This window comes from Hymenobacter oligotrophus (assembly GCF_003574965.1).
Lineage (GTDB): Bacteria > Bacteroidota > Bacteroidia > Cytophagales > Hymenobacteraceae > Solirubrum > Solirubrum oligotrophum.
This window is the reverse complement of the sequence record NZ_CP032317.1, coordinates 3,045,400-3,068,795: the sequence shown is the minus strand read 5'-3', so window position 1 is coordinate 3,068,795 and position 23,396 is coordinate 3,045,400. Positions and strand designations below refer to the sequence as shown.

Here is a 23,396-nt window from a genome sequence, read left to right as displayed (position 1 = left end):
TTGTAGTATTTCAACAGCGCAACCTAAACGGCCGACGAGCCCAGGAGTTGGCCCAATTCGATGAAGCTCGGCTATTGCTCGATGAACATGACCTAGGATTAGTTAAACCCGAAATATCATAGCGTCTGAAAATCGTCAAATTTTGGTTTGAAATAACGTATATACCTAGGCCTGCGCGCAGCCGTAGCGGCGGCCCGGCGGCGGTCTGTAAATTGCACCCTACCCCGGCCCTAGGTGGCTACGCAAAGCCCCGGCTCAACAGTAGGCCGAGCGGCACCTTTGCCTACCTTTGCCGGGCTTATTCCCATCGTTTCACCGAGTCGTCTGCTGCTGATGCAATTCCGCACCGAAAAAGACACCATGGGCACCGTACAGGTACCCGCCGACGCCTACTGGGGCGCCCAAACCCAACGCTCCATCGAGAACTTCCCGATTGCGCAGGACATCAACCGCATGCCCAAGGAGATAATCCGCGCCTTCGCCTACCTCAAGAAAGCCGCCGCCCTCACCAACCGCGACGCCGGCATCCTGCCCGCCGACAAAGCCGAGCTCATCGGCCGCGTGTGCGACGAAATCCTTGCCGGCCAGCTCGACGAGCAGTTTCCGCTGGTGGTGTGGCAAACCGGTTCGGGCACGCAGTCGAACATGAACGTGAACGAGGTAATTGCTTACCGCGGCCATGTGCTGCAGGGCGGCAACCTGCTCGACGAGAAGAAGGCCCTGGCCCCGAACGACGACGTAAACAAGTCGCAGTCGTCGAACGACACCTTCCCGACGGCCATGCACATTGCGGCCTACAAAACGCTGATCGAGGTTACCATCCCGGGCATCGAGCGGCTGCGCAACACACTGGCCAGCAAGTCAAAGGAGTTCATGAACATCGTGAAGATTGGCCGTACGCACTTTATGGATGCTACGCCGCTTACGCTGGGGCAGGAGTTTTCGGGCTACGTATCGCAGCTCGACCACGGCCTGCGTGCCATTAAGAATACCCTGGCGCACCTCTCCGAGCTGGCCCTAGGTGGCACGGCCGTGGGCACGGGCATCAACACCCCCGAGGGCTACTCCGAAACCGTGGCCCGGTACATTGCCGAGCTTACGGGGCTGCCCTTCATCACGGCCGAAAACAAGTTTGAGGCCCTGGCCGCGCACGACGCCATCGTGGAAGCCCACGGCGCCCTGAAGACGGTGGCCGTGAGCCTGATGAAAATTGCCAACGACATCCGCATGCTCTCGTCGGGCCCGCGCGCTGGCATCGGCGAAATCTTCATCCCCGACAACGAGCCCGGCTCCAGCATCATGCCCGGCAAGGTAAACCCCACCCAGGCCGAAGCCATGACCATGGTAGCCGCCCAGGTGCTTGGCAACGACGTGGCCATCAACGTAGGCGGCTCGATGGGCCACTTCGAGCTGAACGTGTTCAAGCCGGTGATGATTTACAACTTCCTGCATTCGGCCCGCCTGATCGGCGACGTGTGCGTGGCCTTCAACGACAAGTGCGCCGAGGGCATCCGCCCGCTCGAAGACAACATCAAGCGCAACGTCGACTCGTCGTTGATGCTCGTAACGGCCCTGAACCCGCACATCGGGTACTACAAAGCCGCCGAAATTGCCCAAAAAGCCCACCGCGACGGCACCACCCTCAAGGAGTCGGCGCTGGCACTGGGCTACGTAAACGAGCAGCAGTTTAACGAGTGGCTAAAGCCCGAAGACATGGTGGGCGAGTTGCCCCGCTAAGCCCGGGCAGCCAATAACCCAGCCCAACTGACGTTGTAACGCCGCAGCCCCGCCGGGTTGCGGCGTTATTGCATTGTGGGCAATCAAACTATCGGGGCGCTCTGCGGTTACACGAGGCGACCTTCTGCCCGCCGTTCATCGCTTGTGCTTATGATTGAACTTTACGATAAGCCGTTTTTGCGCATGCACTACGACCCGCACCTGCGGCTGCTGGAGAGCGAATGGCTCAACCAGCACGTGGCGATGGGGGAGCTGCGCGAGGGGCTGTGGCAAAGCCTGCTGATGGTGGAGCGCTACCAAGTGGTGTCGTGGCTGAGCGATTTGCGCCTGCTACCGGCCTTGCTGCCCACCGAGTACCTGTGGCTGCAGCAGCAGTACTTTCCGCGCTACCAAGATTTGCCGCTGCACAAAGTGGCCGTGGTAAACCCCACCGATGCGATACGCCACGACCACCTAAAAGCGGCTTTGCTGGCGGCCCGCAGCAACGGCATGGCTTTGCAGCCCCACGTGCGGTACTTCGAGTCGGCGGAGGAGGCCCGGCGCTGGGTGCGGCAGCCGCTGGTATCGATGCAGTTGCCCCCGCGCCACTAGCTGCCCGGCACCTAGGGCTGCCTTCGGTTGTTAAGCCGCCGAGGCGTAGGTTTGTGTATTGGGTGGCTGCGGCAGGCGCAAGCAGCCGCGTGCCTAAGCCACTGCCCGCCTAAGACACCGTTTTTCACCTTAGCTTTCTGCCGTGCGCTTTCTGTTGCCCGTTTTGTTTTTGCTGGCCGTGTTGACTGCCGCGGTGCTGCCCGGCTGCGAACCCAAGGAGGAGCTAATCACCACCGACGGCAGCGTGCGGCTGGCTTTTTCGGTTGATACCGTCGCCTTCGACACGGTATTTGTGCAAACGCGCACCGTGGCCAAGCGCCTGTGGGTGTACAACCGCAACAAGCGGGCGGTGCAGGTAGCCGAAATCCGGCTGGCTGGTACCTACGGCAACCCGTACAAGCTCGTCATCAACGGCGACTCGGGCGCGGTGGCCCAAAACGTTACCATCCGGGGCCAAGACAGCCTTCTGATTCTGGTGAAAGCTACGCTGGGAGCTAACGCCCAGCCGCAAAACCGGCCTTTTCTGCAGGAAGACCGCATCGAATTCAGCACCAACGGCAACCAACAGCGGGTGCAGCTGGTGGCCTACGGGCAAAATGCCTATTTCCACGTCAACGAAACGCTGGCCTGCAACGCCGTGTGGCGCAACGACAAGCCCCATGTAATTTACGGCGGGGTGGTGGTGCCAGCCGGTTGCTCGCTGCGCCTCGAGGAGGGCACCCGCGTGTACTGCCATGCGCGTACGGGCATCATTGTGCGTGGCACCTTGCTGGTAAACCCCACGCTGCAGCCCTCGGGCGAAGTGCGCCCCGACGACCGCCGCATTGTGCGGTTTCAGGGCGACCGGCTTGAGGCGTTTTACAACGACATTCCGGGTCAATGGGCCGGTATTCAGTTTGAGGCTGGCAGCAGCCGCAACAGCGTGGTGCGCTACTGCGAAATCAAGAATGCCTCGTTTGGCTTATTGGTGTACAACCCCGAGGCCCAGCAGCCCTTCCCAAAGGTTACCGTCGAGCATACCGCAATCCGCAACATTTCGGGGGCGGGGCTTACGTTTGCCAGCGGCGGGCAACGCTTCAACGGCGGCGGCATTCTCAGCTTTTCCGGCGATTTCGACGTGCGCAACACCCTGCTCACCAACTGCGGCGAGTATGCCCTAGGTGGTTTTCAGGGCGGCACCTACAACCTGCAATACTGCACCATTGCCAACTACACGCCGCAGTTCCGCCGCGAAACCGCTTCCATCACCCTCGCCGATGTGCTGCCCGTGCGCCAGCCTACGCTTAGCGTACTGCCCGTGCTCAGCATGCAAAACACCATTGTGTGGGGCTCGAGCGAAGAGGAGCTGTTGTTCGTGAACAGCCAGAAGTACCTAGGGCAAATCAGCGTGCAGCACAGCGTGCTGCGCACCCAAGCCTACGCCGCCGCGGCCGATGCCAACGGCCGCCCCGGTCTGGCGCGCAACGGCAACCTCCTCAACGTGAACCCCAAATTTCGGCGCACGCCGGAGCGCTTTACCGAGCGTTTCGACTACCGCCTCGATACCCTGTCGCCGGCCAGCAACCGCGCCGTACCGCTGCCCCAACTCACCACCGACCTGCGCAACCTAGGGCGCAGCGCCACCAGCCCCGACCCCGGCGCCTATGAGCGCGTCAATCCGTGATGTTAGTATTGGGTATTGAGTACAGGGTAGCGAGTATTTAGTACTGGGAAACGAAAACTGAGACCACGTGCAGGATTGTCTGAACAAAGTCTCACTACTCGGTACTTAATACCCAATACTCACTACCCAGTACTCGATACTCAATACCAACCCATGATCAGCGTTCAGAAGCGGATGCGCTTACCGGCCGTTCGGCGCGGTTTTCACCTCATCACCGATTTGATTACGGCCGAGTTGCCCGAACTGGAGCAGGTTCGGGTGGGCACGCTGCACGTGTTTATTCAGCACACCTCGGCCAGCCTCTGCATCAACGAAAACGCCGACCCCACCGTGCGTCACGATTTCGAGCAGTTCTTCAACCGCACGGCCCCCGAAAACGCCCCGTACTTCCGGCACACCCTCGAAGGCCCCGACGACATGCCCGCGCACCTGAAAGCCGCCCTGCTGGGCAGCAGCGTAAGCCTACCGGTAACCAACGGCGAGCTGGCCCTGGGCACTTGGCAAGGCGTGTACCTAGGCGAGCACCGCAACGACGGCGGCCGCCGCTGGCTGGTGCTCACGCTGTTGGGTGTGGCCTAGGTAGTTATTTTATGCCGAGTTGCGTATAGGGCTGTAAATAGCCCCAGCGCATGAATATTATGGTGCCCGGTACGCTTCTGACAGGCCTGATGATCCTGGTTGCTTGCCGCGACGATCCGCAGACGGCCAACGCCGAGCCGCCCCGCCGGCCGGTAACCAAACCGCGCGCCCAGCCCGCGCCGGCCAAGCCTGCCGTGGCCCGGGCCAAGCGCGTGTGCTCCATTACCGACGCCGACGCCGCCAACGACCCCTTCGGCACCGAGCTTACCGCCGCCGACATTGTGCGCAGCGGCGGGCGCATTACCAGCCGCAAAGCCGTGAAAAATGCCCACACCCCCAAGCAAACCGATACGCTCGTAACCGTGCAGCAAGGCGGCAACCGCTGGGTGTTTTACCGCACCCCCGAGAAAGATTTGCTGAGCAGCGCCACCTTGGTAACGTTTACTACGCCCTACGGCCAGGCCCTGCGCAGCCGCGTAGGCGCCAGCTACCGCCGCCAAGGCAGCGGCTGCGACAGCCTGCTCATCTCCGACGACATGCAGATGAACCGCGTGGTGGCCTCCATGAGCAGCGGGCAAGTGCGCAAAGTGCGCATCGAGCCGTATTTGGATTAGCCAACGGCAACTCTAAATTACTGCACAACCTGGCCACTAGCTATGTAGCGCGTGGTATCGAAGGCTATGAGCTTTTGCTGCCCGCGCACCTCGTAGCTGCTCAGGGTGCCATCGGCCCCGAAGCGCATGCGGAACTGCTTGCCCGAGAAAAACAGCGGGTTGTCCTGGCTTACGGTGGCGGTAAGCTCGCGTACCACCGGCCCGGCTTGCAGCACCGTGAGCTCGCGCACGGGGTGGTCTACCTCGGGCCCGCGGCGGAAGGTGCGGCGCGTTAGGCCCGCCGAGTCGGTGGCCGATGCTTGGTAGGCACCGCGCAGGGCTGGCTTGTTGATATCGGCTTGGTAAAACAGCTGCAGCTCGTTGGCCCAGTTGGGCGCAGCCAAGCGCGTTGTTTCGGGTTGGCCGTTGCGCAGTACCACGCGCTTTTGCAGGGCTGTGCCTTGCTGCTGCAACTGCTTTACTTGCGCATCGAGCAGGCCAGGCACATCGAAGTAGCCGGCGGGTTGCCGGGCCGGCCGCTCCGAGGGGTCCGAAGAGCAGGCGGCGCTGCACCCAAGCAGGAGCAGCGCCGCCGTTTTTATCAACCATGAGCCCTTACGCATGGGCTTGGGGGCGCAACAGGGATTCGCCGGTCATTTCGGCGGGCTGCGGCAGGCCCAGTATCTGCAGTACGGTAGGCGCAATGTCGCCCAGCTTGCCATCGGCCAGGGTGCCTAGGAAGTCGGGATCGGCCAGGATGCACGGCACCAGGTTGGTGGTGTGGGCCGTGTTGGGCGTGCCGTCGGGGTTAATCATCATGTCGGCGTTGCCGTGGTCGGCAATGATGATGCTGGCGTAACCGCTCTCGATGGCGGCCGTTACCACGTCGCGGGTGCATTCATCCACGGTTTCGCAGGCGCGCACGGCCGCTTCAAACACGCCGGTGTGGCCCACCATGTCGGGGTTGGCGAAGTTGAGCACCACAAAATCGGCGGTGCGGGCGCGTAGCTCCGGCACCAGCGCGTTGCGCAGCTCGTAGGCGCTCATCTCGGGCTGCAGGTCGTAGGTGGCTACCTTGGGCGAAGCGCGCAGCAGGCGCTTTTCGCCGGCAAACTCGGCCTCGCGGCCCCCCGAGAAGAAAAACGTAACGTGCGGGTACTTCTCGGTTTCGGCAATCCGAATTTGGGTGCGGCCGTGGGCGGCCAACACTTCACCTAGGGTTTGATCGAGGTTGTCCTTGTCGAAAATGGGCTGTACCCCTACGAACGTGGCGTCGTAGTTCGTCATGGTGAGGTAGTGCAGGTTCAGCCGGTGCATGTTGAAGGCATGGAAATCCTGCTGCGTGAGGGCCTGCGTGATTTCGCGGCCGCGGTCGGTCCGGAAGTTAAAGCAGATCACCACATCGCCCTGCTGCATGGTGGCCAATGGCTGGTCGTCGGCCCCAATTTTCACCAGCGGCTTCAGAAACTCGTCGGTAACGCCGGCCCGGTAAGAGTCGAGCATGGCCCCGATGAGGTTGTTGCAGCGCTGGCCTTTGCCGTTCACGAGCAAATCGTAGGCTACTTGTACCCGCTCCCAGCGGTTGTCGCGGTCCATGGCGTAGTAGCGGCCCACAATCGAGGCAATTTTGCCGCTGGCGCCGTGCTGCAGGTGTTCCTCTAGGTCGTTTACGTAGCGCACGCCGCTTTTGGGGTCGGTGTCGCGCCCGTCGGTGAAGGCATGAATAAACACGCGGTGCACGTCCTCGTCGTGGGCGAGGGTGCACAGAGCCTTCAGGTGCTCGATGTGGGAGTGCACGCCACCATCGGAGAGCAGGCCCATCAGGTGCAGGTTTTTATCGGGGTGCTGGCGCAGGTACTCAAAGGCCTGCTGCAGGGCCGGCATGCTGCCCAGCTTCCGCTCCCGAATGGCCTTGTTGATGCGCACCAGATCCTGGTACACCACACGGCCGGCGCCTAGGTTCATGTGGCCTACCTCGGAGTTGCCCATCTGTCCTTCGGGCAAGCCCACTGCCTCGCCCGAGGCTTGCAAACGGCTGTGCGGGAAGCGCTGAAAAAGCGAATCCACGAAGGGCGTGTTGGCCGCGGCAATAGCCGACACGGCCGGATTGGTGCCTAAACCCCACCCATCAAGGATTACCAACAGTACCGGTTTATTCATGAGGCAAAGATAACGGGAAGGCAGGTGGCAAAACGTAACCATTCACTATTTTGGAGTAGCAGCCGCCCATTTGTCGCATCTTACGTACCTGCCTACCTTGGCACAGTTTTAGCACATCCGCCGCTGCAACCCAGCTTAACACATGAAACGATTGTTTTTCCGAGTTCTGACTGTGCTGTGCTTGGCTTTGGCCGCGCCCGTAGTCAACGCCCAGGGCGATACGTTCGGGGCGGTGCGCTCGGCCATTCGCAACGGCTCTTCGCGCGCCATATCCCAGTACTTTGGGGGTACGGTGGAGTTGGGCTTCGATGGCGACAAGCAGAGCTACAGTGCTACGCAAGCCGAGTTTGTGCTGAAGGACTTCTTCGCCAAAAACTCGCCCGCCACGTTTGAGTTAGTGCACCAAGGCGCCTCAAACGAAGGCATTCAATACGCAATCGGCAAATACGCCGGCAAAAGCGGCAGCTACCGGGTTTTCATCAAGATGAAACCGGCGCAGGGCAGTCAGCAGATCGACACCATCGATTTTACGCACGAATAGATGGCCTAGACCGCTACTTTCTCCCTCTTCTTTTGCGGTCTGGTTACAACGGCAGGTCCCGGCTTTAAGTCGGGGCCTTTTGCTATTTTTGCGCCGTGCAAAACGCTCCTTACCTCACGCCCGAAGCCCTGCGCTTGTTTATTCAGTCGGCCCTGGCCGAAGATGTCGGCGACGGCGACCATTCCTCGCTGGCCGGGGTACCCGCAGAGGCCCGCAAGCAAGCGCGTTTGCTGGTAAAGGACGAGGGCGTACTGGCCGGCGTGGCGCTGGCCCAAGTAATCTTCGGGCAGGTAGACGCCGCCCTTACGGTACAGGTGCAGCTGCCCGATGGCTCCCGCGTGAAGCACGGCGACGTGGCCCTGACGGTGGAAGGCCCGGCGCGCAGCATCCTCACGGCCGAGCGACTGGTGCTCAACTGCATGCAGCGCATGAGTGGCATTGCTACCCACACGGCCTACCTCACGAGCTTGCTGGCTGGCACCAAAGCCCGCCTGCTCGATACCCGCAAAACCACGCCTAACTTCCGCATTTGCGAAAAGTGGGCCGTGCTGATCGGGGGCGGCGTAAACCACCGCTACGGCTTGTTCGACATGATTATCCTGAAGGACAACCACGTGGACTACGCCGGCGGCATCCGGCAGGCTATTGAGGCCACCCACGCCTACCTGAAAACCCTAGGTCGGGAGCTGCCCATTGTGGTGGAGACCCGCACGCTGGAGGAGGTGCAGCAGGTGCTGGCGGTGGGCGGCATCGAGCGCATCATGCTCGATAACATGAAGCCCGACACACTGCGCGAAGCCGTGGGGCTGGTGGGCGGACGTTTCCCTACCGAGGCCTCGGGCGGCATCACGGAGCACACCATCCGAGCCGTGGCCGAAACCGGCGTCGATTTTATTTCAGTCGGGGCGCTTACGCATTCCGTAAAAAGCCTGGACCTGAGCCTGAAAGCGTTTTGATTCAGTTGTCAGTTGCGAGTTGTTAGTTGTCAGTGGGCTAAGTCCACGCTTCGGCTAACAACGGGGCCTGCTGACAACTAACAACTGATAACCGACAACTTAGATAATGCAACCTCCCATTCCGCGTGGTGGCGGCCGGCAATTCGTTCAGCAGCAACAAGCGCCCTCGCCGCTCGCCATACGCACCAAGAAACATCAACTCGATAAGAACACCTTCACCCGCATGGCGCTTACCCAGGTATGGAAGCGCGACTGGTGGCAGGCTGTTATTCCGCTGGTAGTGCTGCTGCTGCCGGCCGCGTTCAGCTTTTCGTGGTGGTGGGTAGCCGCAGCCGTGCTGGTAGCGGTGCTCTACGTGCTGGTGCGCTCGGCCCAGGTTACGGGCGTAACCCAAATGGAGCAGAGCAAGGTGCTGTTCGACCGGGTGAGCTATGAGTTCGACCCGCGCTACATTGCCATGCGCAGCAACGAGAAAGACCCGCCGCGCGGCATGAACTGGGATACCATCGAATCGGTGCGCCGCGACAAAGACGCGTACGTGCTGAACCTGAAGCAGCCCGACGTAGCCGACCAGATTTCGGGCTGGAGGCTGTGGTTGGCTAAGCTGATGTGGGTGCCGGTGTTTTTGCACATTCCCACGCGCATCTTCAACTCGGCCAAGGATCAGCAGATGTTCGAGAACCTGCTGCGCCGCAAAAACCTGCTGCCGACCGAGGCGGGCGCAACTCCCAACGCTCCGAAGGCGGCCTAATGGTCGAATTCTCCGTATTTCGCATTTGATTTTCTTCCGCATTCTCTCTTATGACCTCCAACAAACGCATTTTGGGCCTGGCCGCCGTAGCTCTGCTGGGCCTGGCCTCGTGCAGCAGCGAACCTTCGGACTGGCGCGCCGACAAAAAAGTGTCGGTTGATATGGTGCCCCCCGGCACCCGCGAGTCGTATGACTTCGACCAAGCCACCGACGCGCCCAGCCAGCACAAAGGCGGCGCTATCGAGAAACCGGCCAGCTCGCAGATGGAAGTAGAGCAAACGCTCGACCCGGCCCGTGGCTTGCCCGATAAGCCGCAAGCCCAGCGTGCCTCCACGCCCGATGCAGCCGGCGGCGCTGGCAACAAAGTAGGCGAGGCCCACACCCCGGCCCCGACCGAAACGCAGCACGATTTGAACAACAAGGAAGGCGAGCAGAAGCAGAACTAAGCTGCGGTTTGTGGCCCTTCTTGTTGGCCCCCGAGCGCCCCGGCACAGCGCTGGCATGCCCGCCAGTGGCTGCGCCGGGGCGCCGGTGCATGCTGGCTAGCCCTACGCATGCGCGCCGGGCTGTTCTTTCCGCTTATTGCAATTTGCCCCATGGCGCGATCCTACGCCGAGTCGGCCGAGTGGTTTAGCACCTGGTTCGACTCGCCCTACTACCACCTGCTGTACCAGCACCGCAACCACGACGAGGCCCGCGCGTTTTTGGATAAGCTGCTGGTACACCTGCACCCCAAGCCCAAACAGCGCTTGCTCGATTTGGCCTGCGGCAAAGGCCGGCACGCGATATATCTCAACGAACAAGGCTACGACGTAACCGGCATCGACCTTTCGCCGCAGAGCATCGACCACGCCCGGCAGTTCGAAAACGAGCGGCTGCACTTCTTCGTGCACGACATGCGGGCGCCCTTGCCCGAAGGCCCCTTCGATTTCATCCTGAACCTGTTCACCAGCTTTGGGTATTTTGACGAGGAGGCCGAGAACGTGGTAGCCCTGCGCAACGCGGCCGATGCGCTGCAGTTCGGCGGCAAACTCGTTATCGATTTCATGAACACCGAGCGCACTGTGCGCGAGCTGGTGGCGCACGAGCAGAAGGAGGTTGAGGGCACGCTGTTCAGCATCGACCGCCACCTCGACCGTGATTTTATCGTTAAGGACATCCGGTTTACTGATGCTAGGGGCCGGGAGCAGCACTTTCAGGAGCGCGTGCGGGCCCTTACCATCGAGCGGTTTCGGGAGTACTTCTACCTCGCGGGCCTGCGCCTGGGCGAGGTGCTGGGCGACTACGACCTGAACCCTTACATCGAGGCCGAAAGCCCTCGCATGATCTTCATTCTTAAAAAGTAGCCGCGCTTTGTGCGCGCTGCCGCAGCTTTTTGCCATGCTCGTAGCTCTTTTGCTGCTGTTCGGAACGGTGCTTGGCGCCGGCTGGCTTACGCGCTTTGTGCCCACCAGCCACACCACCTGGCTTCGTCCGTTGCTGGCGTTCAGCGGGGCTTACCTGGTTACGCTCACGCTCACGCACTTGCTGCCCGAGGCCATTGCCCTCGATGGCTCGGCGCACCGCGTGGGGTATTTTTTGCTAGCCGGGTTTTTCGGCCAACTGGTACTTGAGTTGTTTTCGCAGGGCGTAGAGCATGGCCACCAGCACGTGCACGCCGAGCACGCGCATGCGGGCGTGCCCTTTCTGCTGCTTGGCTCGCTTACGCTACACGGATTTTTGGAAGGCAGCATTTTGGTGCGCCAGCCCCAGAGCGAGGTGCCGGGCGGGTTTTATGCCGTGTTGGCCGGCGTGGCGCTGCACCACATTCCGGCGGCATTTGCCCTGATGGCCGTGTTGGTAACCCGCCTGGGCAGCTTTGGGCGCGCCTTGCCTTGGCTGATGCTGTTTGCGGCCGCCGCGCCCCTGGGTGTACTCTGGAGCCACTACAGCGGCCTGAACCCCGCCGAGCAAGGCGGCTGGTACCCGGCACTGCTGGGCCTGGTAAGCGGCAACTTTTTGCACGTGTCCACCACCATTCTGTTTGAAGTAAGCCCCGAGCACAAGATTAACGTGCGCAAGCTGCTGGCGACGCTCCTAGGTGCCGCGCTGGCGCTGGTGGTGAATGGGCATTGAGGATTAGTTAATGAGTTAACGAGGGTAAGAGTTTGTGAGTTATTGTCTTGGTAACGAAGTCGTTTTGAAAGTCTCCCGGAAGAACAAGAACGGTCATGCTTCGACAAGCGTACGCCAGATGAGCATGACCACTCCTGACTTTCTAAACAAATTCAACTTAAAGCACTTGCCCGCAACGACGCGTTAATTGTTAAGCTGAACACTTGCCGGCCAACCGGCGTTCGTGGCGCGCCAGGCCTCGGGCTGTAGGCACGGCTTCAGGCGGGCCCTAGGTCGCGGCGCAGGCGCGCAAGGAAAGGGCGAGATGTAGCGCTTGGTCATGGCTGATGCGTTGGGTCAGGAAGGTTGGTCCACGGCCTCGCCACGCAGCTGGGCCAGCTGCCGAAACAACTCCTGCTCTTGCGTCGAGAGCTGCTGCGGCAGCTGCACTTGCAGGCGCAGGTACAAGTCGCCGTGTTGGCCGACGTGGCCGTACACCGGAAAACCTTTGCCCCGCAAACGCAGGCGGGTGCCGTTGGCCGTTTCGGGCTTGATCTTCACTTTCACGGGGCCGCCTAGGGTCTCTACCACTTGCTCGCCGCCGAGTAGGGCTTTGTACAGGCTCACGGGCACGTCAAGGGTTAGGTCGGGGCCGGTGCGTACGTAGCGCGCATCGGGCTGAATGCGGAAGGTGATGAGCAAGGAGCCGTTGGGCCCGCCGTGGCGGCCGGGCGCGCCCTGGTCGCGCAGCCGAATGGTTTGGCCGTCCTCCACGCCGGGCTTGATGTTGATGCGCAGCTTTCGCTCGCCCAGCACCACGGTGCGCGGGCCGCCGTGGTAGGCTTCTTCGAGCGTCAGCTCCATTTCGGCTTGCAAATCGTGGCCGGCTGCGGGGCGCGCGGAATGGGTGCGTCCGTGGCCGCCGCCCATCCCCCCGAAAAAAGAACTGAAGAAGTCGGAAAAGTCGCCGGCATCGGCAAAGTCGTGGGCGCCGCCAAAGCCCCCAAACCCGCCGCCCTGGCTGGCGTACTGCGACCAATCGAAGCCGCCTTGCCCACCAAAGCCGCCGCGGCCGCCCGCTTGCTGGTAGCGCTGCCAATCGGCGCCCAGTTGGTCGTACTTCCGGCGCTTTTCGTCGTCGCTGAGTACTTCATTGGCTTCATTCACCTCCTTGAACTTTCGCTCGGCTTCGGCGTTGTTGGGGTTCACATCGGGGTGGTACTGGCGCGCCAGCTTGCGGTACGCCTTCTTGATCTGGTCTTTGGTCGCGTTCTTCTCAACGCCCAAAATCTGGTAGTAGTCTTTGTATTCCATGGCCAGCAGGGCTGCGCTTGGGTCTAGGTGCTTGTGGGCTGCCAAAGTCGCCGGCAGCCGCTAGCGTTCCTAATTCGAACGCAGTCCGGTTTGGGTTGCTTTTTCGTAAGGTCAGATGCAGCCAAGCTGGCGCGTTTCTTGCCTCTGTTTATCAGCACACTCCGGGCGCGTGTTGCGTAAGCAGCATTAGCACCAAAACGTGCCAATGGCTAATTTCAACCACCTTTCTGCATTCCTACCCACGCGCATGAAAATCATTTCCTCGCTCCTAGTCCTAGGTGCCTTGGCCCTCACGCTGTCGGCCCAGGCCCAAACGCGTCCGGCGCCCCGCAAAGCCGCCACGCCGCCCCCGCGCCCTGTACTGAAGAACGCCGGCGTGAAAGACGGTGTGCTGATGAAGCAGGGCAAAGTAATGATAACCGAAAACGGCTTCACCTCGGAGCTGACGGCGCCCAACATCAAGAGCTTCCCGAACGGCACCAAAGTGCAAGCCGATGGCGTGGTGGTGCTGGCCGATGGCAACACCTCGCAATTGCAGGAAGGCGACTACATGTCGTTGAGCGGCCGCCTGACTACCGCCCGCATGAAAGCCGAGCAAGACAGCTTGATGCAAGCCGTGAAGGGCGGCCAATCGGGCAAAGCCAAGATGAAATCGAAGCGCAAGGGCTAAGCTTCATTAATTATTGCTTGCAACGCACACGGGCCCGCAGCTGCTGCTGCGGGCCCGTGTGCGTTGGGGCACCTAGGCAACGGGGGTTAGGCAAAAGTGTAATCGGCTAAAATGTCGCGGGCTTCGGCATCGTCGCGCGCTTCCACCACCTCGTCAATCACAAATTGCACCTCCTGCTCCGACCAGCCCTGTTGCTCGGCGGCCTTGATGAACTGGCTGAGCACCACAAACCGCGCGGTGGCGACCGGCGGCGCGGTCCATTTTACTTTTTTACGAATGCGCATGGGGCTGAAGATAAACGCTAGCGGGCGGCGCTGGCTTGGCGCACCACGCGCACCTGCACGGGCGCCACGCCGGCTTTGTCGACGCCAATTTTGCGAGCGGCTTTTTTTGAAAGGTCGATGACGCGGCCCTTTACGTGCGGGCCCCGGTCGTTGATGGTGACCTTTACGGAGCGGCCGTTTTGCTGGTTGGTAACGCGCACCACCGTGCCAAAAGGCAAGGTTTTGTGCGCAGCCGTGCGTTTGCCGGGGCGGTACGGCACCCCACTGGCGGTTTTGCGCCCGTTAAACTTATCGGCGTAGTACGAGGCTTTGCCGGTTTCGGTGTAGGCCTTGCTGCCGGCGCAGCTGGTAAGCAGGCTGGCACCTAGGGCCAAAAGAAAAAACGAACGCGAAATTGCAGATACCATAAGCAACAAACACCAGCTCAACCGGAGCCTAAATTAGCCTTGTTTGGCGAATCGCAGCTCGGTTTCGCGGCAAAAAACCGGGCTGCCCGGCAGCCGGGCCCAGGCGGGCACCTTGGGCCGGGCAGGCGCTAATTGGCTCGGGCAGCTGCATTTGGGGGTATGCGCAGCAATAGTAATTGCTCGTAGCTGCCTTGGTACACGTTGAAATCGACGGCGCCGCGGATGCCTGGCACGTACGCCTCGTCGGAGTGCTGCCAGATAATCCATTTATCGCGCGGCAGCGAGGGGCGCTCCACCTCGTAGTGCGCCAGCCACAGCGGGTACTTATCGAAGTGGCCGGCTAAGTAGCGCTTGTAAAAACTGTAGTTGGAGTACAAAATGGGGCGCACGCCGTAGTGCCGCTCCACCAGGCGCAGCCACGTAGCCACGTTGCGGCGCATCACGGCCACGTCGTGAAACTCGGGGTGCTCCACGTCGAGCACGGGCGGCAGGTCGCCGGTACCTAGGGGCACGGTGCGCACAAACAGGTTGGCTTGGTCGGTGCCGTCGTAGTTGGGCTGAAAGTAGTGGTAGGCGCCGCGCACAATGCCCGCCCGCTTGGCACCGCCCCAGTTTTTTTGGAAGCGCCGGTCGCGCAGGCTTACGCCTTCGGTGGCTTTGATGAACGCAAACCGCACGTTGTGGCGCGAAACTTCTTCCCAATCAACGCGCCCCTGGTACGACGACACATCGATGCCGTGCACCGAGTAGCCCGAGAGCAAGGGAGTTTTTTCGCGGCCCGTTAGCTGCTCGGCCGTGAAAGAAGCCCAAGCCCGGCGGGCGTAGCGGTGTATCTGGCGGCGGTAGTGCCAGTAAAACGCGCCCGAGCCCAGCAGCACCAGCAACAGCGCAAGCAGCACGGCCGGCAGCCACGCGCGGCGCTTCGGAGCCGGGCGGCGCCGGGGCGAAACAGGCACAGGACGTCGGGTACGGGGCATAAGCAAAGCGGAGCTAAGAGCGAAGATAACGCCAACCGGTGCGTAACTCGTGCCCCGGGGCAGCGGCAATTGCCCTAGGTGCGCATTGGCCCGCGGCTGCTATCTTGGCGCTATGGCTACCGACGTACAACCCGAATCTGCTGGCTCCAAGGCCTTTCTTATTGGTTTAGCGGGCTTTGTGGCCTTCGAGGCGGTGTCGTATTTCCTCATCAGCTGGGTAGTATCGGGCCTGGGCGAGAGCAACCAGCTTCAGCCCGAAAACACCATTGTGCGCAACTGGGTTAAAACCACGGCGTTTTTGCTGCTGCACCTCGCCCTTATGGTTGCGGCTCTGCTGATGCTCAGCAACATGCTGCCGCGCCAGCACCGCGGCCAAATTATGCGCTGGTTTCTGCTCTCGCTGGTAACCATGTTCTTCTTGCTCTGGCCGTTGTTTGGGTAGCAGGAGGTTGTTCGTGGGTAATTGTTGGCTTCGCCGAATCGTGCTGTCAAGCTTGCCGGAACATCTGGCGTGAAACTATCGACATCCTGAGCCGAAGGACCTTCTCTCATCAGGACCTCACCCCCCCCCGGTCCCCTATCCAAAAGAGAGGGGGAGTGTAAGCTATCCGATGTCAGTACGCGTGAGAAGGTCCTTCGGCTCACGCCTCAGGATGACAGGTGTAAACCAGCGTGAGCAAAAACGCTGACCGCCGAACCCCAACAACGAAAAAGCCACTGCGGCTGGCAGTGGCTGTGAAACCATGGGTGTCGGTCGGTCCCGACGTTATAGAAAGCAATGAAGAGCCAAGCCTGGCTTAGCGGCGCTTGATGTTGATTTCGCGGTAGCGGTTGGCGGGGTCCTGGTACGGGATGCGCACGCGCAACTCGCCGTTGTGGTGCACCGCGTCGATGCGGGCAACATCGAGGGTATCGGGCAAATCGAACACCTGCACGAACAGCGGCGCGGCCAGCTTGTCGTCGGGGTGGTGGCGGTACTCGGCAAATACGCTCAGGGTATTGTCGTTGAGCACCAGGCGGAACGTATCGGGTTGTACGCTCGGAGCCGACACCCGAATAACCACGCCCTGCTCGCGCTTGTGCATGCTTACCTGCGCCTGCGCTACCCCACCGCCCAGGGTATTAAGCAGGTCGAGCTGGGGGGCTATGTTGTGCAGAAATTGTTGGCTTATGAGCTTCATGGTATCAGTCGTCCTTCTGTTTGTCAGAGGGTTATAGGCAAAACATGTACCAACCCTAAATGTATGCGTGCCGAGTAATTGGCTTGCCACATTGGCCGAGTTTGGCAGGCTGGTGCTGCCGCCTTTGCGCCAGCTTGGCAGCCAAAACCCCGGGCATGCGTATAGGCTTAGGCCCACCCAATCCGTGTCCGTTATGCTGCCTCTCCACGATTTTGCCACCACCCGCACGGCTCGCTACGCCCTGTCGGGCGAGCCGGGGCCGGGCATCCGAAGCGTATGGTTTTGCCTGCACGATGCCGACCAATCGGTAACCGACCTGGCGGCCCAGCTGGCCCCCATCGAAGCGCCCGAACGGCTGCTGGTATTGCCCGAAGGCCTCTCGCGCTACACCGTGCCCGGCAACAGCCTGGCCGAAGTACCGCACCTGGCCGCGGCGTGGCTGGCGCCGGGCAGTGGCGACCTGCTGCCGGACCTGACCGACCTTACGGCTTACCTCGATGCGTTGGCCGAGCACATTTTGGCCCAATGTCCGCCCGATGTTAGCTGCACGGTGCTGGGCTACGGGCAAGGCGCCGCCGCGGCTTGTCGCTGGCTAAGCGGCAACCGCTTCAACTACGAGCGGCTGATTTTGTACGCCGGCGTGTTTCCGCCCGATTTCGACCGCCGCGCTACGCTGGTGAGCTTGCCCGAGCGGCCCGTAACCGTGGTGGCCACCACCGTTGATACCTACACCCCCGAAGCCGCCGGCGAGGGCCTGGTGCAAGACCTGCTCGACGTGGGGCTGCCCGCCGCCCTGCGGCTGGTTACGCCGGGCCCCATTACCCTGGCGGCCCTAGGTCCGGCGGCCGATGGGCAGTCGGTAGAGCACAGCCCCACGCCCGACCCCACTACCTAACAAACACGGGGGCTTGCTTCGGCCGAAGCAAGCCCCCGTGTTTGTTGGCTTCGGTACCACATCAAGAGCCCACGCCCGAGCCGCGCATCGAGCCGGCGCCGTCGTCGGGGTGGCCGTCGCCGTAGCTATCCGCGGCCGAGCTGGCGTTGGTCCAGGAGCCAGAGTTGCTGCCCTGGCTGCTCATGCTGGGGGTTTGCGGCGCGCTGCCGCTGGGGCTTGTGCCCGCAGCGGCCGTAGCACCTTCGTACGCGCGGCTGGGTTGCGCTTGCTGCGCGCCTTGGCCTTGGCTGTGGCCTTCTTCCACCCGAATATCGGCGGCTTGCTGGCCCATGCGGCCCGACACCTGGCCGGTTTGCAGGTTGTTTTGCTGCTGCTGGCCCCCGCGAATTTCGACCCGGTGGCGCATGGTTTTCTGCTGGTCCTTGGGCACGCTGATGCGCAGCACACCGTCTTCAAAAGTTGCTTCGATGCCTTGGCCATTGGCTACATCGGGCAGCTGAAACGTGCGCTGAAACGAGCCGTATTGGCTTTCCATCAGGTGGTAGCGGCGGTCGTTGCGCTCGTTTTGCATGCGCCGCTCGCCCGAAATCGACAACCGGCCCTGCTGAAACTCAACCCTGATGTCTTCGCGCTTCATGCCCGGCAGCGAGGCCTCGATTTCGTAGCCACGCTCAGTTTCGTACGCATCCACGTGCGGCACAAACGCGCTGAGGCGGCCGCGCGTGTTCAGCGAGTCGCTGAAGAAACGATCCAGCATCGACGAGAAGCTCTGCGGCGTCATGTCGCCGAACGAGTCGGAATAACGTTGTATAGCCATGGTACTTAGCGTTTTGGGTTGAAAAGAAGACAACATTGGAACTTCGGACCGGAGGCTTGAGTACCGCCGAAGCAGTTGTTTTGTTCTGAACAAAGTGCTTTCCAAACAAAAAATAATGCCACGATGTCAGCCCGCAGGTACAAGTCGACGGAAGCCATGCTGCCGGCGCGTCAGCAACGCCTAAGCCGGAAGACTAAAGTGCGGGTTCTCAATGATTCCGAACAAGTTGCCGAATGGGTCTTGCACGGTGCCCACCCAAACGCCGCTGCCGACGTCGCGCACGGGCTCGTGCGCATGGGCACCTAGGTCGAGCAGGCGTTGGTAGGCCGCGGCAGCATCGGCCACGCCCCAGTAAGCCACGGGCCCCGATTGGCCGGCCACGGGGCCGTCGGGGTCGAGACCCAGCTCGTAGCCGCCCACGTTGTATCCCACATAAAACGGCTCGTCGAAATAAGGCGGTTGGCCCAGCGCTTGGCTGTACCATTCTTTGGCCCGGGCCAGGTTGCCCACGGGGTACACCACCGTGCGTAGTCCTTGAAACATAGAGGAGTGAGTTGGTTAAGCCGCCAAGCACAGCGGTTGCGCCAAAGTAATAACGCAGGCTGATGCTTGGCGCTTGGCAGCGGCTTACTTTTACGGCCCGCTGCCTTGCTGCCAGCCCCGTGGCCGCCAACCACCTAGGGCTCAGCCAAACCAGCGCACCCCAACCTAGTTGTACTTCCCTGTTATGGCCGACAAACGCAAAGCCGCGCTGGGCTTCATCTTCGTTACGCTGCTCATCGATGTCATCGGGTTTGGCATCATCATTCCGGTGCTGCCCGATCTGATTCGGCAGCTCACGGGCGGCAGCATCAGCGAGGCCGCGCAGTACGGCGGCTGGCTGGTGTTTGCGTTTGCCATCATGCAGTTTCTGTTTTCGCCGGTACTGGGCAACCTCTCCGATCGGTACGGCCGGCGGCCGGTGCTGCTGTTTTCGCTGTTCGGCTTCGGGCTCGATTACCTACTGCTGGTGTTTGCGCCCACCATTGCGTGGTTGTTTGCGGGTCGCCTTATCGCAGGGATTACCGGCGCCAGCATGACGACTGCCACCGCCTACATCGCCGACGTGAGCCCGCCCGAGGAGCGGGCGCAAAATTTTGGCATGGTGGGCGCTGCGTTCGGGCTGGGGTTTATCATCGGGCCCGTGCTAGGCGGGGTGCTGGGCGAGCTGGGCCCGCGCGTGCCCTTTATGGCGGCGGCCGGGCTGGCTTTCCTCAACTGGCTCTACGGCTACTTGGTGCTGCCCGAGTCGCTGGCTCCCGAAAACCGCCGGCCCTTTGAGCTGCGGCGGGCCAACCCCGTGGGCTCGTTGCGGCAGCTGCAGCGCTACCCGGTGGTGCTGGGGCTGGTTGGCTCGCTGGTGTTCATCTACATCGCGGCCCACGCCACGCAAAGCACGTGGTCGTACTACACCATGGAGAAATTCGGCTGGAACAAGGCGTGGGTGGGCTACTCCCTAGGTGCCGTGGGGCTGATGGTGGCCTTGGTGCAGGGCGTGCTCATTCGGTACATCAATCCGCGCCTGGGGGCCGCACGCGCCATTTACCTGGGCATGACCTTGTACGCGGTGGGTTTTGCCCTATTTGCGTTTGCCACCCAAGGCTGGATGATGTTCGTGTTTTTGGTGCCGTATTGCCTAGGTGGTATTGCCGGCCCGGCGCTGCAAGGGCTGATTTCGTCGCAGGTACCCGCCAACGAACAGGGCGAGCTGCAAGGCGGCCTCACCAGTTTGGTAAGCGTTACCTCGGTGATAGGCCCGCCCCTGATGACCAACTTGTTTGCATATTTCACGGGGCCCAAAGCACCGATGTACTTCCCGGGTGCGCCCTTCCTGGCCGGGGCGGTGCTCACGGCCATTAGCGTATGGCTGGCCAGGCGCTCATTGCGCAAAAACCTACCGCAAACCGCAGTCGCGGAGCCCGTGCTGGTTGAGTAGCTTCGCGCCCGTTTTCTTAAGCCAACCCACCCAAAGCCTTTATGCTGTACCTGCGCCGCGCCACCACTGCCGATTTGCCTGCCATCCTGCGCATTGTGCGCCGTGTGGTACCGCTGATGCAGGCGGCCGGTAACTTTCAGTGGGAAGCCGATTACCCCAACGAAGCCGTGTTTCGGGTCGATATCGAACGGGAACAATTGTGGGTGGCCGAGCTCGAAGGACAAGTAGCCGGCGTGGCGGCCCTCACCACCGACCAAGACCCCGAATACGCCCAAGCCGATTGGGACGCGGCCGAGCCGGCCGTGGTTACGCACCGCCTGGCCGTCGACCCGGAGGTGCAAGGTAGGGGCGTGGCGGCGGCTTTGTTGCAGCAAGCCGAGCAATTGGCCGCTGAGTGGGGGCTACGCAGCCTGCGCGTCAATACCAACTCGGAAAATAAGGCCACGCAACAGCTTTTCCCGAAGCTGGGTTACCGGTTTGCCGGCGAAATCACGCTGGCTTTCCGGCCGGGCCTGCGCTTCTACTGCTACGAAAAGCGCCTTGACGCCGCAGGGCGCTAAACCACTTCGAAGGCCAAATCGAGGCAAATCGTTTCGATGGCCTCTTCGCCGCTGTGGGCAATTAGGTACAGGCAGTCGTCGCAGCCGCCGCCGTACACGCGGCCTTCGCCGTCCATCAGCAGCACCAGGTCTTCGGCGTAAGCCTGCCCAATCACCGTGAGGCCCTCCGAACCTAGGCGCGCCATGCAATCGGTGAACACCTGCGAGCTGTTGTGGGTGGCCAACGCCTGCGACACGTTGAAGTGCAAGGTGGTAACGCTGCCGTCGCGGCGCAAAAAACGCAGCAGCAAGCCTCCAAACTCAGCCAAAAAACGCTGCGCTGGCTCTTGCCAAGCGCAATTGTTGGCCCGGGTGGCAGCCGCATAACGGTTCGTATCCACGCTTCTGCCTTTGTACCATCCTGCTTCTTGCAGCAGTTGCAGAACCTCGTCCGAAAAGCTAATCATTCTGTTTGCGCGTCTGCTTGAGGTATAGGTAGATAGCTAAGTTAGCAGAAGAATTTATTACGCAACTAATGAAGCTGCACAATAAAGCGGTTGTTGCACGAATTAGTGGTTTGTTAGCTCGAGGTGCCCAACCATTTCAGCAAACCGCGGCTCATTTCGCGCAAACGAATCCAGTAAGAAGCTGACTGGGGCTCGGTGGCCGGCGAAACGGGCATCGGCTGGCCCGGTTGGGCGCTTTCGGCATCGGCCGTGGGCAGGAAGTTGGGCGCAGCGAGGCGCACAGCTTGGGGTGCGCGCTTGGCGCGCGCCTTGCCGGCGCGGGCCAGTGCGGCTTTGCCGGCCTTGCTGCTCTTGGCCACCACCGGCGCGGCCGGCATGGTAAACTCCAGCACGGGGTTGCCCTCGAGGGCGTACACGGGGTGTTGGCCGGTGGCCGCGGTTTGGTGGTACTCCACCAGGCGGGCGTAGTAGGTTTTGCCGGGCTGCAGGGCGCGCACCGTTACGGTGCTATCGGGGCCGGCGGCCACCACCGAGCCGTGGCCCAAAATGGCGCCGCGGCCAAACGAGGCATCGGCTACGTAGTTGGTGCCGTCCTGCGGCAAGTCGCGCACGGGGCTTTTTTCTTGCAGCACCAGCAGGCGGGCGCTGCCGTTGCCGTTGTGCCAGGCCAAGCGGGCTGTGCCGACACATAGGCTAGCCACGCGCAGGTTGCGCGCGTTCCGCTCCGGCGGAAACAAATCGTGGATCGGCCAAGTGGCGGTGCCGTTGATGCACTCCCAACCCAGCTCTTCCAGGTCGTTCCAGAAGCGGTTGGTGGTGGAGCGGCCGTTAAGCAAAATGGCCCAGGTGTAGCCCGAGGCCGTGCGCACTACGCAGCTGGCCGTGCCATCGAGCGAGCCGGTGTGCCACCACGTAGTGCGGTCCTTGTTCACGAGCCAGCCTTTGGCGTAGCGCCGGTTGGGCTCGTGCGAGGTCGTCATGGTATCGAGGGTGGCGGGCAGCAGCAAATCGGGGCGGGTAGGCAAGCCGTCGATGGCCAGCACCAGCCGCACCAGGTCGCGGGCCGAAAACAGCCAGCCGCCGTGGGCGTTCATGGCCTCGAGGTTCCAGCCGCCGTAGGGGTAGGGCACGCGTTTGCCCGTGCCATAGCACGATTCTTTGAGGTCTTTGCTGAAGTACTCGGCCTCGCGCTCCAGCTTGTCGGCCAGCAGGTTGTGGCCCAGGTGGGCTTCGCTCACGCCGGTGGGCTCGAGCACGTGGCGGCGCACCCACGCCTCGTAGGGCTGGCCCGTAACGCGCTCGATGATTTTGCCCAACACAATGTAGCCGATGTTGGAGTAGGCAAAGCGGCTGCCGGGCGTAAAGTTGAGGCCCTTGCTTAGCAGGTAGCGCACCAGCGTGGAGTCGGGCACGGGGTTGGGCACCTGCATGGCGGCGGCCACGTGCAGCGGAAAATCAATGGGGTCGGAGCTGCTGAAGCCGTCGACGCCGGCGTTGCGGTTCCAGCCGGCGGTGTGCTCGAGCAGTTGCTGCACCGTAATGTCGTAAATGCGCTTATCCTCGATTACGCCGGTGTAGTAGGGCATGTTGAGGTAGCCCTCGGGGCCAAAGGCCTTGCGCGTGAGCTGCACTTGGCCGTCTTCCACCAGCTTCATGATGGCTACGGCCGTTACCGGTTTCGACACGCTGGCCACCCGCAGCAAGTGCGAGGGTTGCATTAATTCGGTGCGCTCTAGGTTGGCGTGGCCGAAACCGCGCGAGTACACCAGCTTGCCTTGGCGGCTGATGGCCACCGTGGCGCCTGGTATTTTCCAACGTTGCAAAAACCGTTGCACGGCCGCATCGCACTGCGCCAACTCCGGCTCCGAAACCCCTGTTTGCGCCACCGCCGCCAGCGACCAAAGCCCCAGCAGCACCGTAAGCCACTTCTTCACCAACCCCGCTAAAAGTATACGTTGTACAAACTTGTGGGCGGCCTCTGCTGCAAGCACCAAGCCGTTTGACAAGTTTATTATATAATTCCGGGATTGTGGTAATAGCTTTGGAGGATAAAATTGTAAGTTTTAAAGCTTCTGATCAGCCGTATATAATATTGAATTACATATAGTTGAGCTTAAGATTGGCTACTGATGGGCTTGCAGCCATAGCCTTGCGTGAGGTAGGCTTATGGCTAGGTGCTGCCAAGGCCGGATAACCCCGGCAGCA

At 61.5% G+C, this 23,396-nt stretch carries 27 protein-coding genes; 16 read left to right on the top strand and 11 right to left on the bottom strand.

The features are described from left to right. Positions 1 to 333: 333 nt before the first annotated feature. The 5 genes from fumC (at position 334) to D3Y59_RS13095 (ending at position 5,184) form a co-directional block, all read left to right on the top strand. Complete coding sequence (gene fumC / locus D3Y59_RS13115) at positions 334 to 1,737, top strand: class II fumarate hydratase (protein ID WP_119445459.1); 1,404 nt, start codon at positions 334 to 336, stop codon at positions 1,735 to 1,737. 150 nt (positions 1,738 to 1,887) lie between these two features. Then, a complete protein-coding gene (locus D3Y59_RS13110; RefSeq protein ID WP_119445458.1) occupies positions 1,888 to 2,328 on the top strand; it encodes a hypothetical protein in 441 nt (146 codons plus the stop codon). Positions 2,329 to 2,470: 142 nt separating this feature from the next. Further along, positions 2,471 to 3,991: a hypothetical protein gene (locus tag D3Y59_RS13105; protein WP_119445457.1), complete on the top strand. Its 1,521-nt coding sequence runs from the start codon at positions 2,471 to 2,473 to the stop codon at positions 3,989 to 3,991. Between the two features lie 153 nt (positions 3,992 to 4,144). Next, positions 4,145 to 4,570 carry a secondary thiamine-phosphate synthase enzyme YjbQ gene (locus D3Y59_RS13100; protein ID WP_119445456.1) on the top strand — a complete coding sequence of 142 codons (426 nt, stop codon included), beginning with the start codon at positions 4,145 to 4,147 and terminating at the stop codon, positions 4,568 to 4,570. Positions 4,571 to 4,659: 89 nt separating this feature from the next. Further along, positions 4,660 to 5,184, top strand: coding sequence for a hypothetical protein (locus D3Y59_RS13095; protein WP_162910773.1), 525 nt, complete (start codon positions 4,660 to 4,662; stop codon positions 5,182 to 5,184). Positions 5,185 to 5,201: 17 nt separating this feature from the next. Here the strand turns inward: D3Y59_RS13095 and D3Y59_RS13090 are convergent, their stop codons facing one another. Beyond that, entirely contained in the window at positions 5,202 to 5,786 is a 585-nt protein-coding gene (locus D3Y59_RS13090; protein ID WP_162910772.1) for a hypothetical protein, read from the bottom strand. After that, a complete protein-coding gene (gene gpmI / locus D3Y59_RS13085) occupies positions 5,779 to 7,323 on the bottom strand; it encodes a 2,3-bisphosphoglycerate-independent phosphoglycerate mutase (RefSeq protein ID WP_119445453.1) in 1,545 nt (514 codons plus the stop codon). The genes D3Y59_RS13090 and gpmI overlap by 8 nt, the downstream gene beginning before the upstream one ends. Before the next feature lie 142 nt (positions 7,324 to 7,465). Between gpmI and D3Y59_RS13080 the strand changes: the two genes are divergently transcribed. The 6 genes from D3Y59_RS13080 to D3Y59_RS13055 all read left to right on the top strand — a co-directional run bounded on the left by D3Y59_RS13080 (position 7,466) and on the right by D3Y59_RS13055 (position 11,686). Continuing rightward, positions 7,466 to 7,864 (top strand): DUF4783 domain-containing protein, encoded by a 399-nt coding sequence (locus tag D3Y59_RS13080; protein WP_119445452.1) that lies wholly within the window; start codon positions 7,466 to 7,468, stop codon positions 7,862 to 7,864. A 95-nt stretch (positions 7,865 to 7,959) separates the two neighbouring features. Further along, positions 7,960 to 8,820, top strand: a complete 861-nt coding sequence (gene nadC / locus D3Y59_RS13075; RefSeq protein WP_119445451.1) for a carboxylating nicotinate-nucleotide diphosphorylase — start codon at positions 7,960 to 7,962, stop codon at positions 8,818 to 8,820. 106 nt (positions 8,821 to 8,926) lie between these two features. Then, the gene (locus tag D3Y59_RS13070) at positions 8,927 to 9,571 is read left to right on the top strand and encodes a hypothetical protein (protein WP_119445450.1); all 645 of its coding nucleotides are present in this window, start codon (positions 8,927 to 8,929) and stop codon (positions 9,569 to 9,571) included. A 50-nt stretch (positions 9,572 to 9,621) separates the two neighbouring features. Further along, positions 9,622 to 10,017 (top strand): hypothetical protein, encoded by a 396-nt coding sequence (locus D3Y59_RS13065; protein ID WP_119445449.1) that lies wholly within the window; start codon positions 9,622 to 9,624, stop codon positions 10,015 to 10,017. A gap of 150 nt (positions 10,018 to 10,167) precedes the next feature. Continuing rightward, on the top strand, positions 10,168 to 10,917 hold the full coding sequence (locus tag D3Y59_RS13060) for a class I SAM-dependent methyltransferase (RefSeq protein ID WP_119445448.1): 750 nt from the start codon (positions 10,168 to 10,170) through the stop codon (positions 10,915 to 10,917). A 34-nt stretch (positions 10,918 to 10,951) separates the two neighbouring features. Next, positions 10,952 to 11,686: a ZIP family metal transporter gene (locus D3Y59_RS13055; protein WP_119445447.1), complete on the top strand. Its 735-nt coding sequence runs from the start codon at positions 10,952 to 10,954 to the stop codon at positions 11,684 to 11,686. Positions 11,687 to 12,022: 336 nt separating this feature from the next. Here D3Y59_RS13055 and D3Y59_RS13050 read toward each other — a convergent pair whose 3' ends face one another. Further along, the gene (locus tag D3Y59_RS13050) at positions 12,023 to 12,979 is read right to left on the bottom strand and encodes a DnaJ C-terminal domain-containing protein (RefSeq protein ID WP_119445446.1); all 957 of its coding nucleotides are present in this window, start codon (positions 12,977 to 12,979) and stop codon (positions 12,023 to 12,025) included. A 247-nt stretch (positions 12,980 to 13,226) separates the two neighbouring features. Between D3Y59_RS13050 and D3Y59_RS13045 the strand changes: the two genes are divergently transcribed. Beyond that, on the top strand, positions 13,227 to 13,649 hold the full coding sequence (locus D3Y59_RS13045) for a DUF6799 domain-containing protein (RefSeq protein ID WP_119445445.1): 423 nt from the start codon (positions 13,227 to 13,229) through the stop codon (positions 13,647 to 13,649). A gap of 86 nt (positions 13,650 to 13,735) precedes the next feature. Here D3Y59_RS13045 and D3Y59_RS13040 read toward each other — a convergent pair whose 3' ends face one another. The 3 genes from D3Y59_RS13040 to D3Y59_RS13030 all read right to left on the bottom strand — a co-directional run bounded on the left by D3Y59_RS13040 (position 13,736) and on the right by D3Y59_RS13030 (position 15,317). After that, the gene (locus tag D3Y59_RS13040; RefSeq protein ID WP_119445444.1) at positions 13,736 to 13,933 is read right to left on the bottom strand and encodes a hypothetical protein; all 198 of its coding nucleotides are present in this window, start codon (positions 13,931 to 13,933) and stop codon (positions 13,736 to 13,738) included. A gap of 17 nt (positions 13,934 to 13,950) precedes the next feature. After that, entirely contained in the window at positions 13,951 to 14,340 is a 390-nt protein-coding gene (locus tag D3Y59_RS13035) for a septal ring lytic transglycosylase RlpA family protein (RefSeq protein WP_119445443.1), read from the bottom strand. A 128-nt stretch (positions 14,341 to 14,468) separates the two neighbouring features. Further along, positions 14,469 to 15,317, bottom strand: a complete 849-nt coding sequence (locus D3Y59_RS13030) for a glycoside hydrolase family 25 protein (protein ID WP_119445442.1) — start codon at positions 15,315 to 15,317, stop codon at positions 14,469 to 14,471. 112 nt (positions 15,318 to 15,429) lie between these two features. Here D3Y59_RS13030 and D3Y59_RS13025 point away from each other — a divergent pair, with 112 nt between their 5' ends. Then, positions 15,430 to 15,759, top strand: coding sequence for a hypothetical protein (locus D3Y59_RS13025; RefSeq protein WP_119445441.1), 330 nt, complete (start codon positions 15,430 to 15,432; stop codon positions 15,757 to 15,759). 355 nt (positions 15,760 to 16,114) lie between these two features. Here D3Y59_RS13025 and D3Y59_RS13020 read toward each other — a convergent pair whose 3' ends face one another. Beyond that, positions 16,115 to 16,498: an Hsp20/alpha crystallin family protein gene (locus D3Y59_RS13020; RefSeq protein WP_119445440.1), complete on the bottom strand. Its 384-nt coding sequence runs from the start codon at positions 16,496 to 16,498 to the stop codon at positions 16,115 to 16,117. 193 nt (positions 16,499 to 16,691) lie between these two features. Here D3Y59_RS13020 and D3Y59_RS13015 point away from each other — a divergent pair, with 193 nt between their 5' ends. Further along, the gene (locus tag D3Y59_RS13015; RefSeq protein WP_162910771.1) at positions 16,692 to 17,393 is read left to right on the top strand and encodes a hypothetical protein; all 702 of its coding nucleotides are present in this window, start codon (positions 16,692 to 16,694) and stop codon (positions 17,391 to 17,393) included. A 61-nt stretch (positions 17,394 to 17,454) separates the two neighbouring features. Here the strand turns inward: D3Y59_RS13015 and D3Y59_RS13010 are convergent, their stop codons facing one another. Together D3Y59_RS13010 and D3Y59_RS13005 are read right to left on the bottom strand one after the other, a co-directional pair. Then, a complete protein-coding gene (locus D3Y59_RS13010) occupies positions 17,455 to 18,210 on the bottom strand; it encodes an Hsp20/alpha crystallin family protein (RefSeq protein ID WP_119446464.1) in 756 nt (251 codons plus the stop codon). A gap of 180 nt (positions 18,211 to 18,390) precedes the next feature. Continuing rightward, on the bottom strand, positions 18,391 to 18,753 hold the full coding sequence (locus D3Y59_RS13005) for a VOC family protein (RefSeq protein WP_119445438.1): 363 nt from the start codon (positions 18,751 to 18,753) through the stop codon (positions 18,391 to 18,393). 184 nt (positions 18,754 to 18,937) lie between these two features. On the opposite strand from D3Y59_RS13005, the gene D3Y59_RS13000 reads away from it, so the two are divergent. Both D3Y59_RS13000 and D3Y59_RS12995 read left to right on the top strand, forming a co-directional pair. Then, positions 18,938 to 20,185 carry a TCR/Tet family MFS transporter gene (locus D3Y59_RS13000; protein WP_119445437.1) on the top strand — a complete coding sequence of 416 codons (1,248 nt, stop codon included), beginning with the start codon at positions 18,938 to 18,940 and terminating at the stop codon, positions 20,183 to 20,185. Positions 20,186 to 20,226: 41 nt separating this feature from the next. Beyond that, the gene (locus D3Y59_RS12995; protein ID WP_240410363.1) at positions 20,227 to 20,745 is read left to right on the top strand and encodes a GNAT family N-acetyltransferase; all 519 of its coding nucleotides are present in this window, start codon (positions 20,227 to 20,229) and stop codon (positions 20,743 to 20,745) included. On the opposite strand, the gene D3Y59_RS12990 is transcribed toward D3Y59_RS12995, so the two are convergent. Together D3Y59_RS12990 and D3Y59_RS12985 are read right to left on the bottom strand one after the other, a co-directional pair. After that, positions 20,742 to 21,191 (bottom strand): SUKH-3 domain-containing protein, encoded by a 450-nt coding sequence (locus D3Y59_RS12990; RefSeq protein WP_119445436.1) that lies wholly within the window; start codon positions 21,189 to 21,191, stop codon positions 20,742 to 20,744. The two genes, D3Y59_RS12995 and D3Y59_RS12990, sit on opposite strands and share 4 nt — an antisense overlap. Positions 21,192 to 21,304: 113 nt before the next feature. Further along, on the bottom strand, positions 21,305 to 23,125 hold the full coding sequence (locus D3Y59_RS12985) for a serine hydrolase domain-containing protein (protein ID WP_162910770.1): 1,821 nt from the start codon (positions 23,123 to 23,125) through the stop codon (positions 21,305 to 21,307). Between the last annotated feature and the right edge of the window lie 271 nt (positions 23,126 to 23,396).

Bases quoted from the DNA above. Each gene is read 5' to 3' on its own strand.
- D3Y59_RS13095 (WP_162910773.1), top strand. From the start codon at position 4,660: ATGATCCTGGTTGCTTGCCGCGACGATCCGCAGACGGCCAACGCCGAG.
- D3Y59_RS13110 (WP_119445458.1), top strand. From the start codon at position 1,888: ATGATTGAACTTTACGATAAGCCGTTTTTGCGCATGCACTACGACCCG.
- D3Y59_RS13055 (WP_119445447.1), top strand. From the start codon at position 10,952: ATGCTCGTAGCTCTTTTGCTGCTGTTCGGAACGGTGCTTGGCGCCGGC.
- D3Y59_RS12990 (WP_119445436.1), bottom strand. From the start codon at position 21,191: ATGATTAGCTTTTCGGACGAGGTTCTGCAACTGCTGCAAGAAGCAGGA.
- D3Y59_RS13070 (WP_119445450.1), top strand. From the start codon at position 8,927: ATGCAACCTCCCATTCCGCGTGGTGGCGGCCGGCAATTCGTTCAGCAG.
- D3Y59_RS13030 (WP_119445442.1), bottom strand. From the start codon at position 15,317: ATGCCCCGTACCCGACGTCCTGTGCCTGTTTCGCCCCGGCGCCGCCCG.
- fumC (WP_119445459.1), top strand. From the start codon at position 334: ATGCAATTCCGCACCGAAAAAGACACCATGGGCACCGTACAGGTACCC.
- D3Y59_RS13020 (WP_119445440.1), bottom strand. From the start codon at position 16,498: ATGAAGCTCATAAGCCAACAATTTCTGCACAACATAGCCCCCCAGCTC.
- D3Y59_RS13050 (WP_119445446.1), bottom strand. From the start codon at position 12,979: ATGGAATACAAAGACTACTACCAGATTTTGGGCGTTGAGAAGAACGCG.
- D3Y59_RS13035 (WP_119445443.1), bottom strand. From the start codon at position 14,340: ATGGTATCTGCAATTTCGCGTTCGTTTTTTCTTTTGGCCCTAGGTGCC.
- D3Y59_RS13005 (WP_119445438.1), bottom strand. From the start codon at position 18,753: ATGTTTCAAGGACTACGCACGGTGGTGTACCCCGTGGGCAACCTGGCC.
- D3Y59_RS13045 (WP_119445445.1), top strand. From the start codon at position 13,227: ATGAAAATCATTTCCTCGCTCCTAGTCCTAGGTGCCTTGGCCCTCACG.
- D3Y59_RS13040 (WP_119445444.1), bottom strand. From the start codon at position 13,933: ATGCGCATTCGTAAAAAAGTAAAATGGACCGCGCCGCCGGTCGCCACC.
- D3Y59_RS13060 (WP_119445448.1), top strand. From the start codon at position 10,168: ATGGCGCGATCCTACGCCGAGTCGGCCGAGTGGTTTAGCACCTGGTTC.
- D3Y59_RS13010 (WP_119446464.1), bottom strand. From the start codon at position 18,210: ATGGCTATACAACGTTATTCCGACTCGTTCGGCGACATGACGCCGCAG.
- D3Y59_RS13090 (WP_162910772.1), bottom strand. From the start codon at position 5,786: ATGCGTAAGGGCTCATGGTTGATAAAAACGGCGGCGCTGCTCCTGCTT.
- D3Y59_RS13065 (WP_119445449.1), top strand. From the start codon at position 9,622: ATGACCTCCAACAAACGCATTTTGGGCCTGGCCGCCGTAGCTCTGCTG.
- D3Y59_RS13100 (WP_119445456.1), top strand. From the start codon at position 4,145: ATGATCAGCGTTCAGAAGCGGATGCGCTTACCGGCCGTTCGGCGCGGT.
- D3Y59_RS13025 (WP_119445441.1), top strand. From the start codon at position 15,430: ATGGCTACCGACGTACAACCCGAATCTGCTGGCTCCAAGGCCTTTCTT.
- D3Y59_RS13000 (WP_119445437.1), top strand. From the start codon at position 18,938: ATGGCCGACAAACGCAAAGCCGCGCTGGGCTTCATCTTCGTTACGCTG.
- D3Y59_RS13015 (WP_162910771.1), top strand. From the start codon at position 16,692: ATGCTGCCTCTCCACGATTTTGCCACCACCCGCACGGCTCGCTACGCC.
- D3Y59_RS12995 (WP_240410363.1), top strand. From the start codon at position 20,227: ATGCTGTACCTGCGCCGCGCCACCACTGCCGATTTGCCTGCCATCCTG.
- D3Y59_RS13080 (WP_119445452.1), top strand. From the start codon at position 7,466: ATGAAACGATTGTTTTTCCGAGTTCTGACTGTGCTGTGCTTGGCTTTG.
- gpmI (WP_119445453.1), bottom strand. From the start codon at position 7,323: ATGAATAAACCGGTACTGTTGGTAATCCTTGATGGGTGGGGTTTAGGC.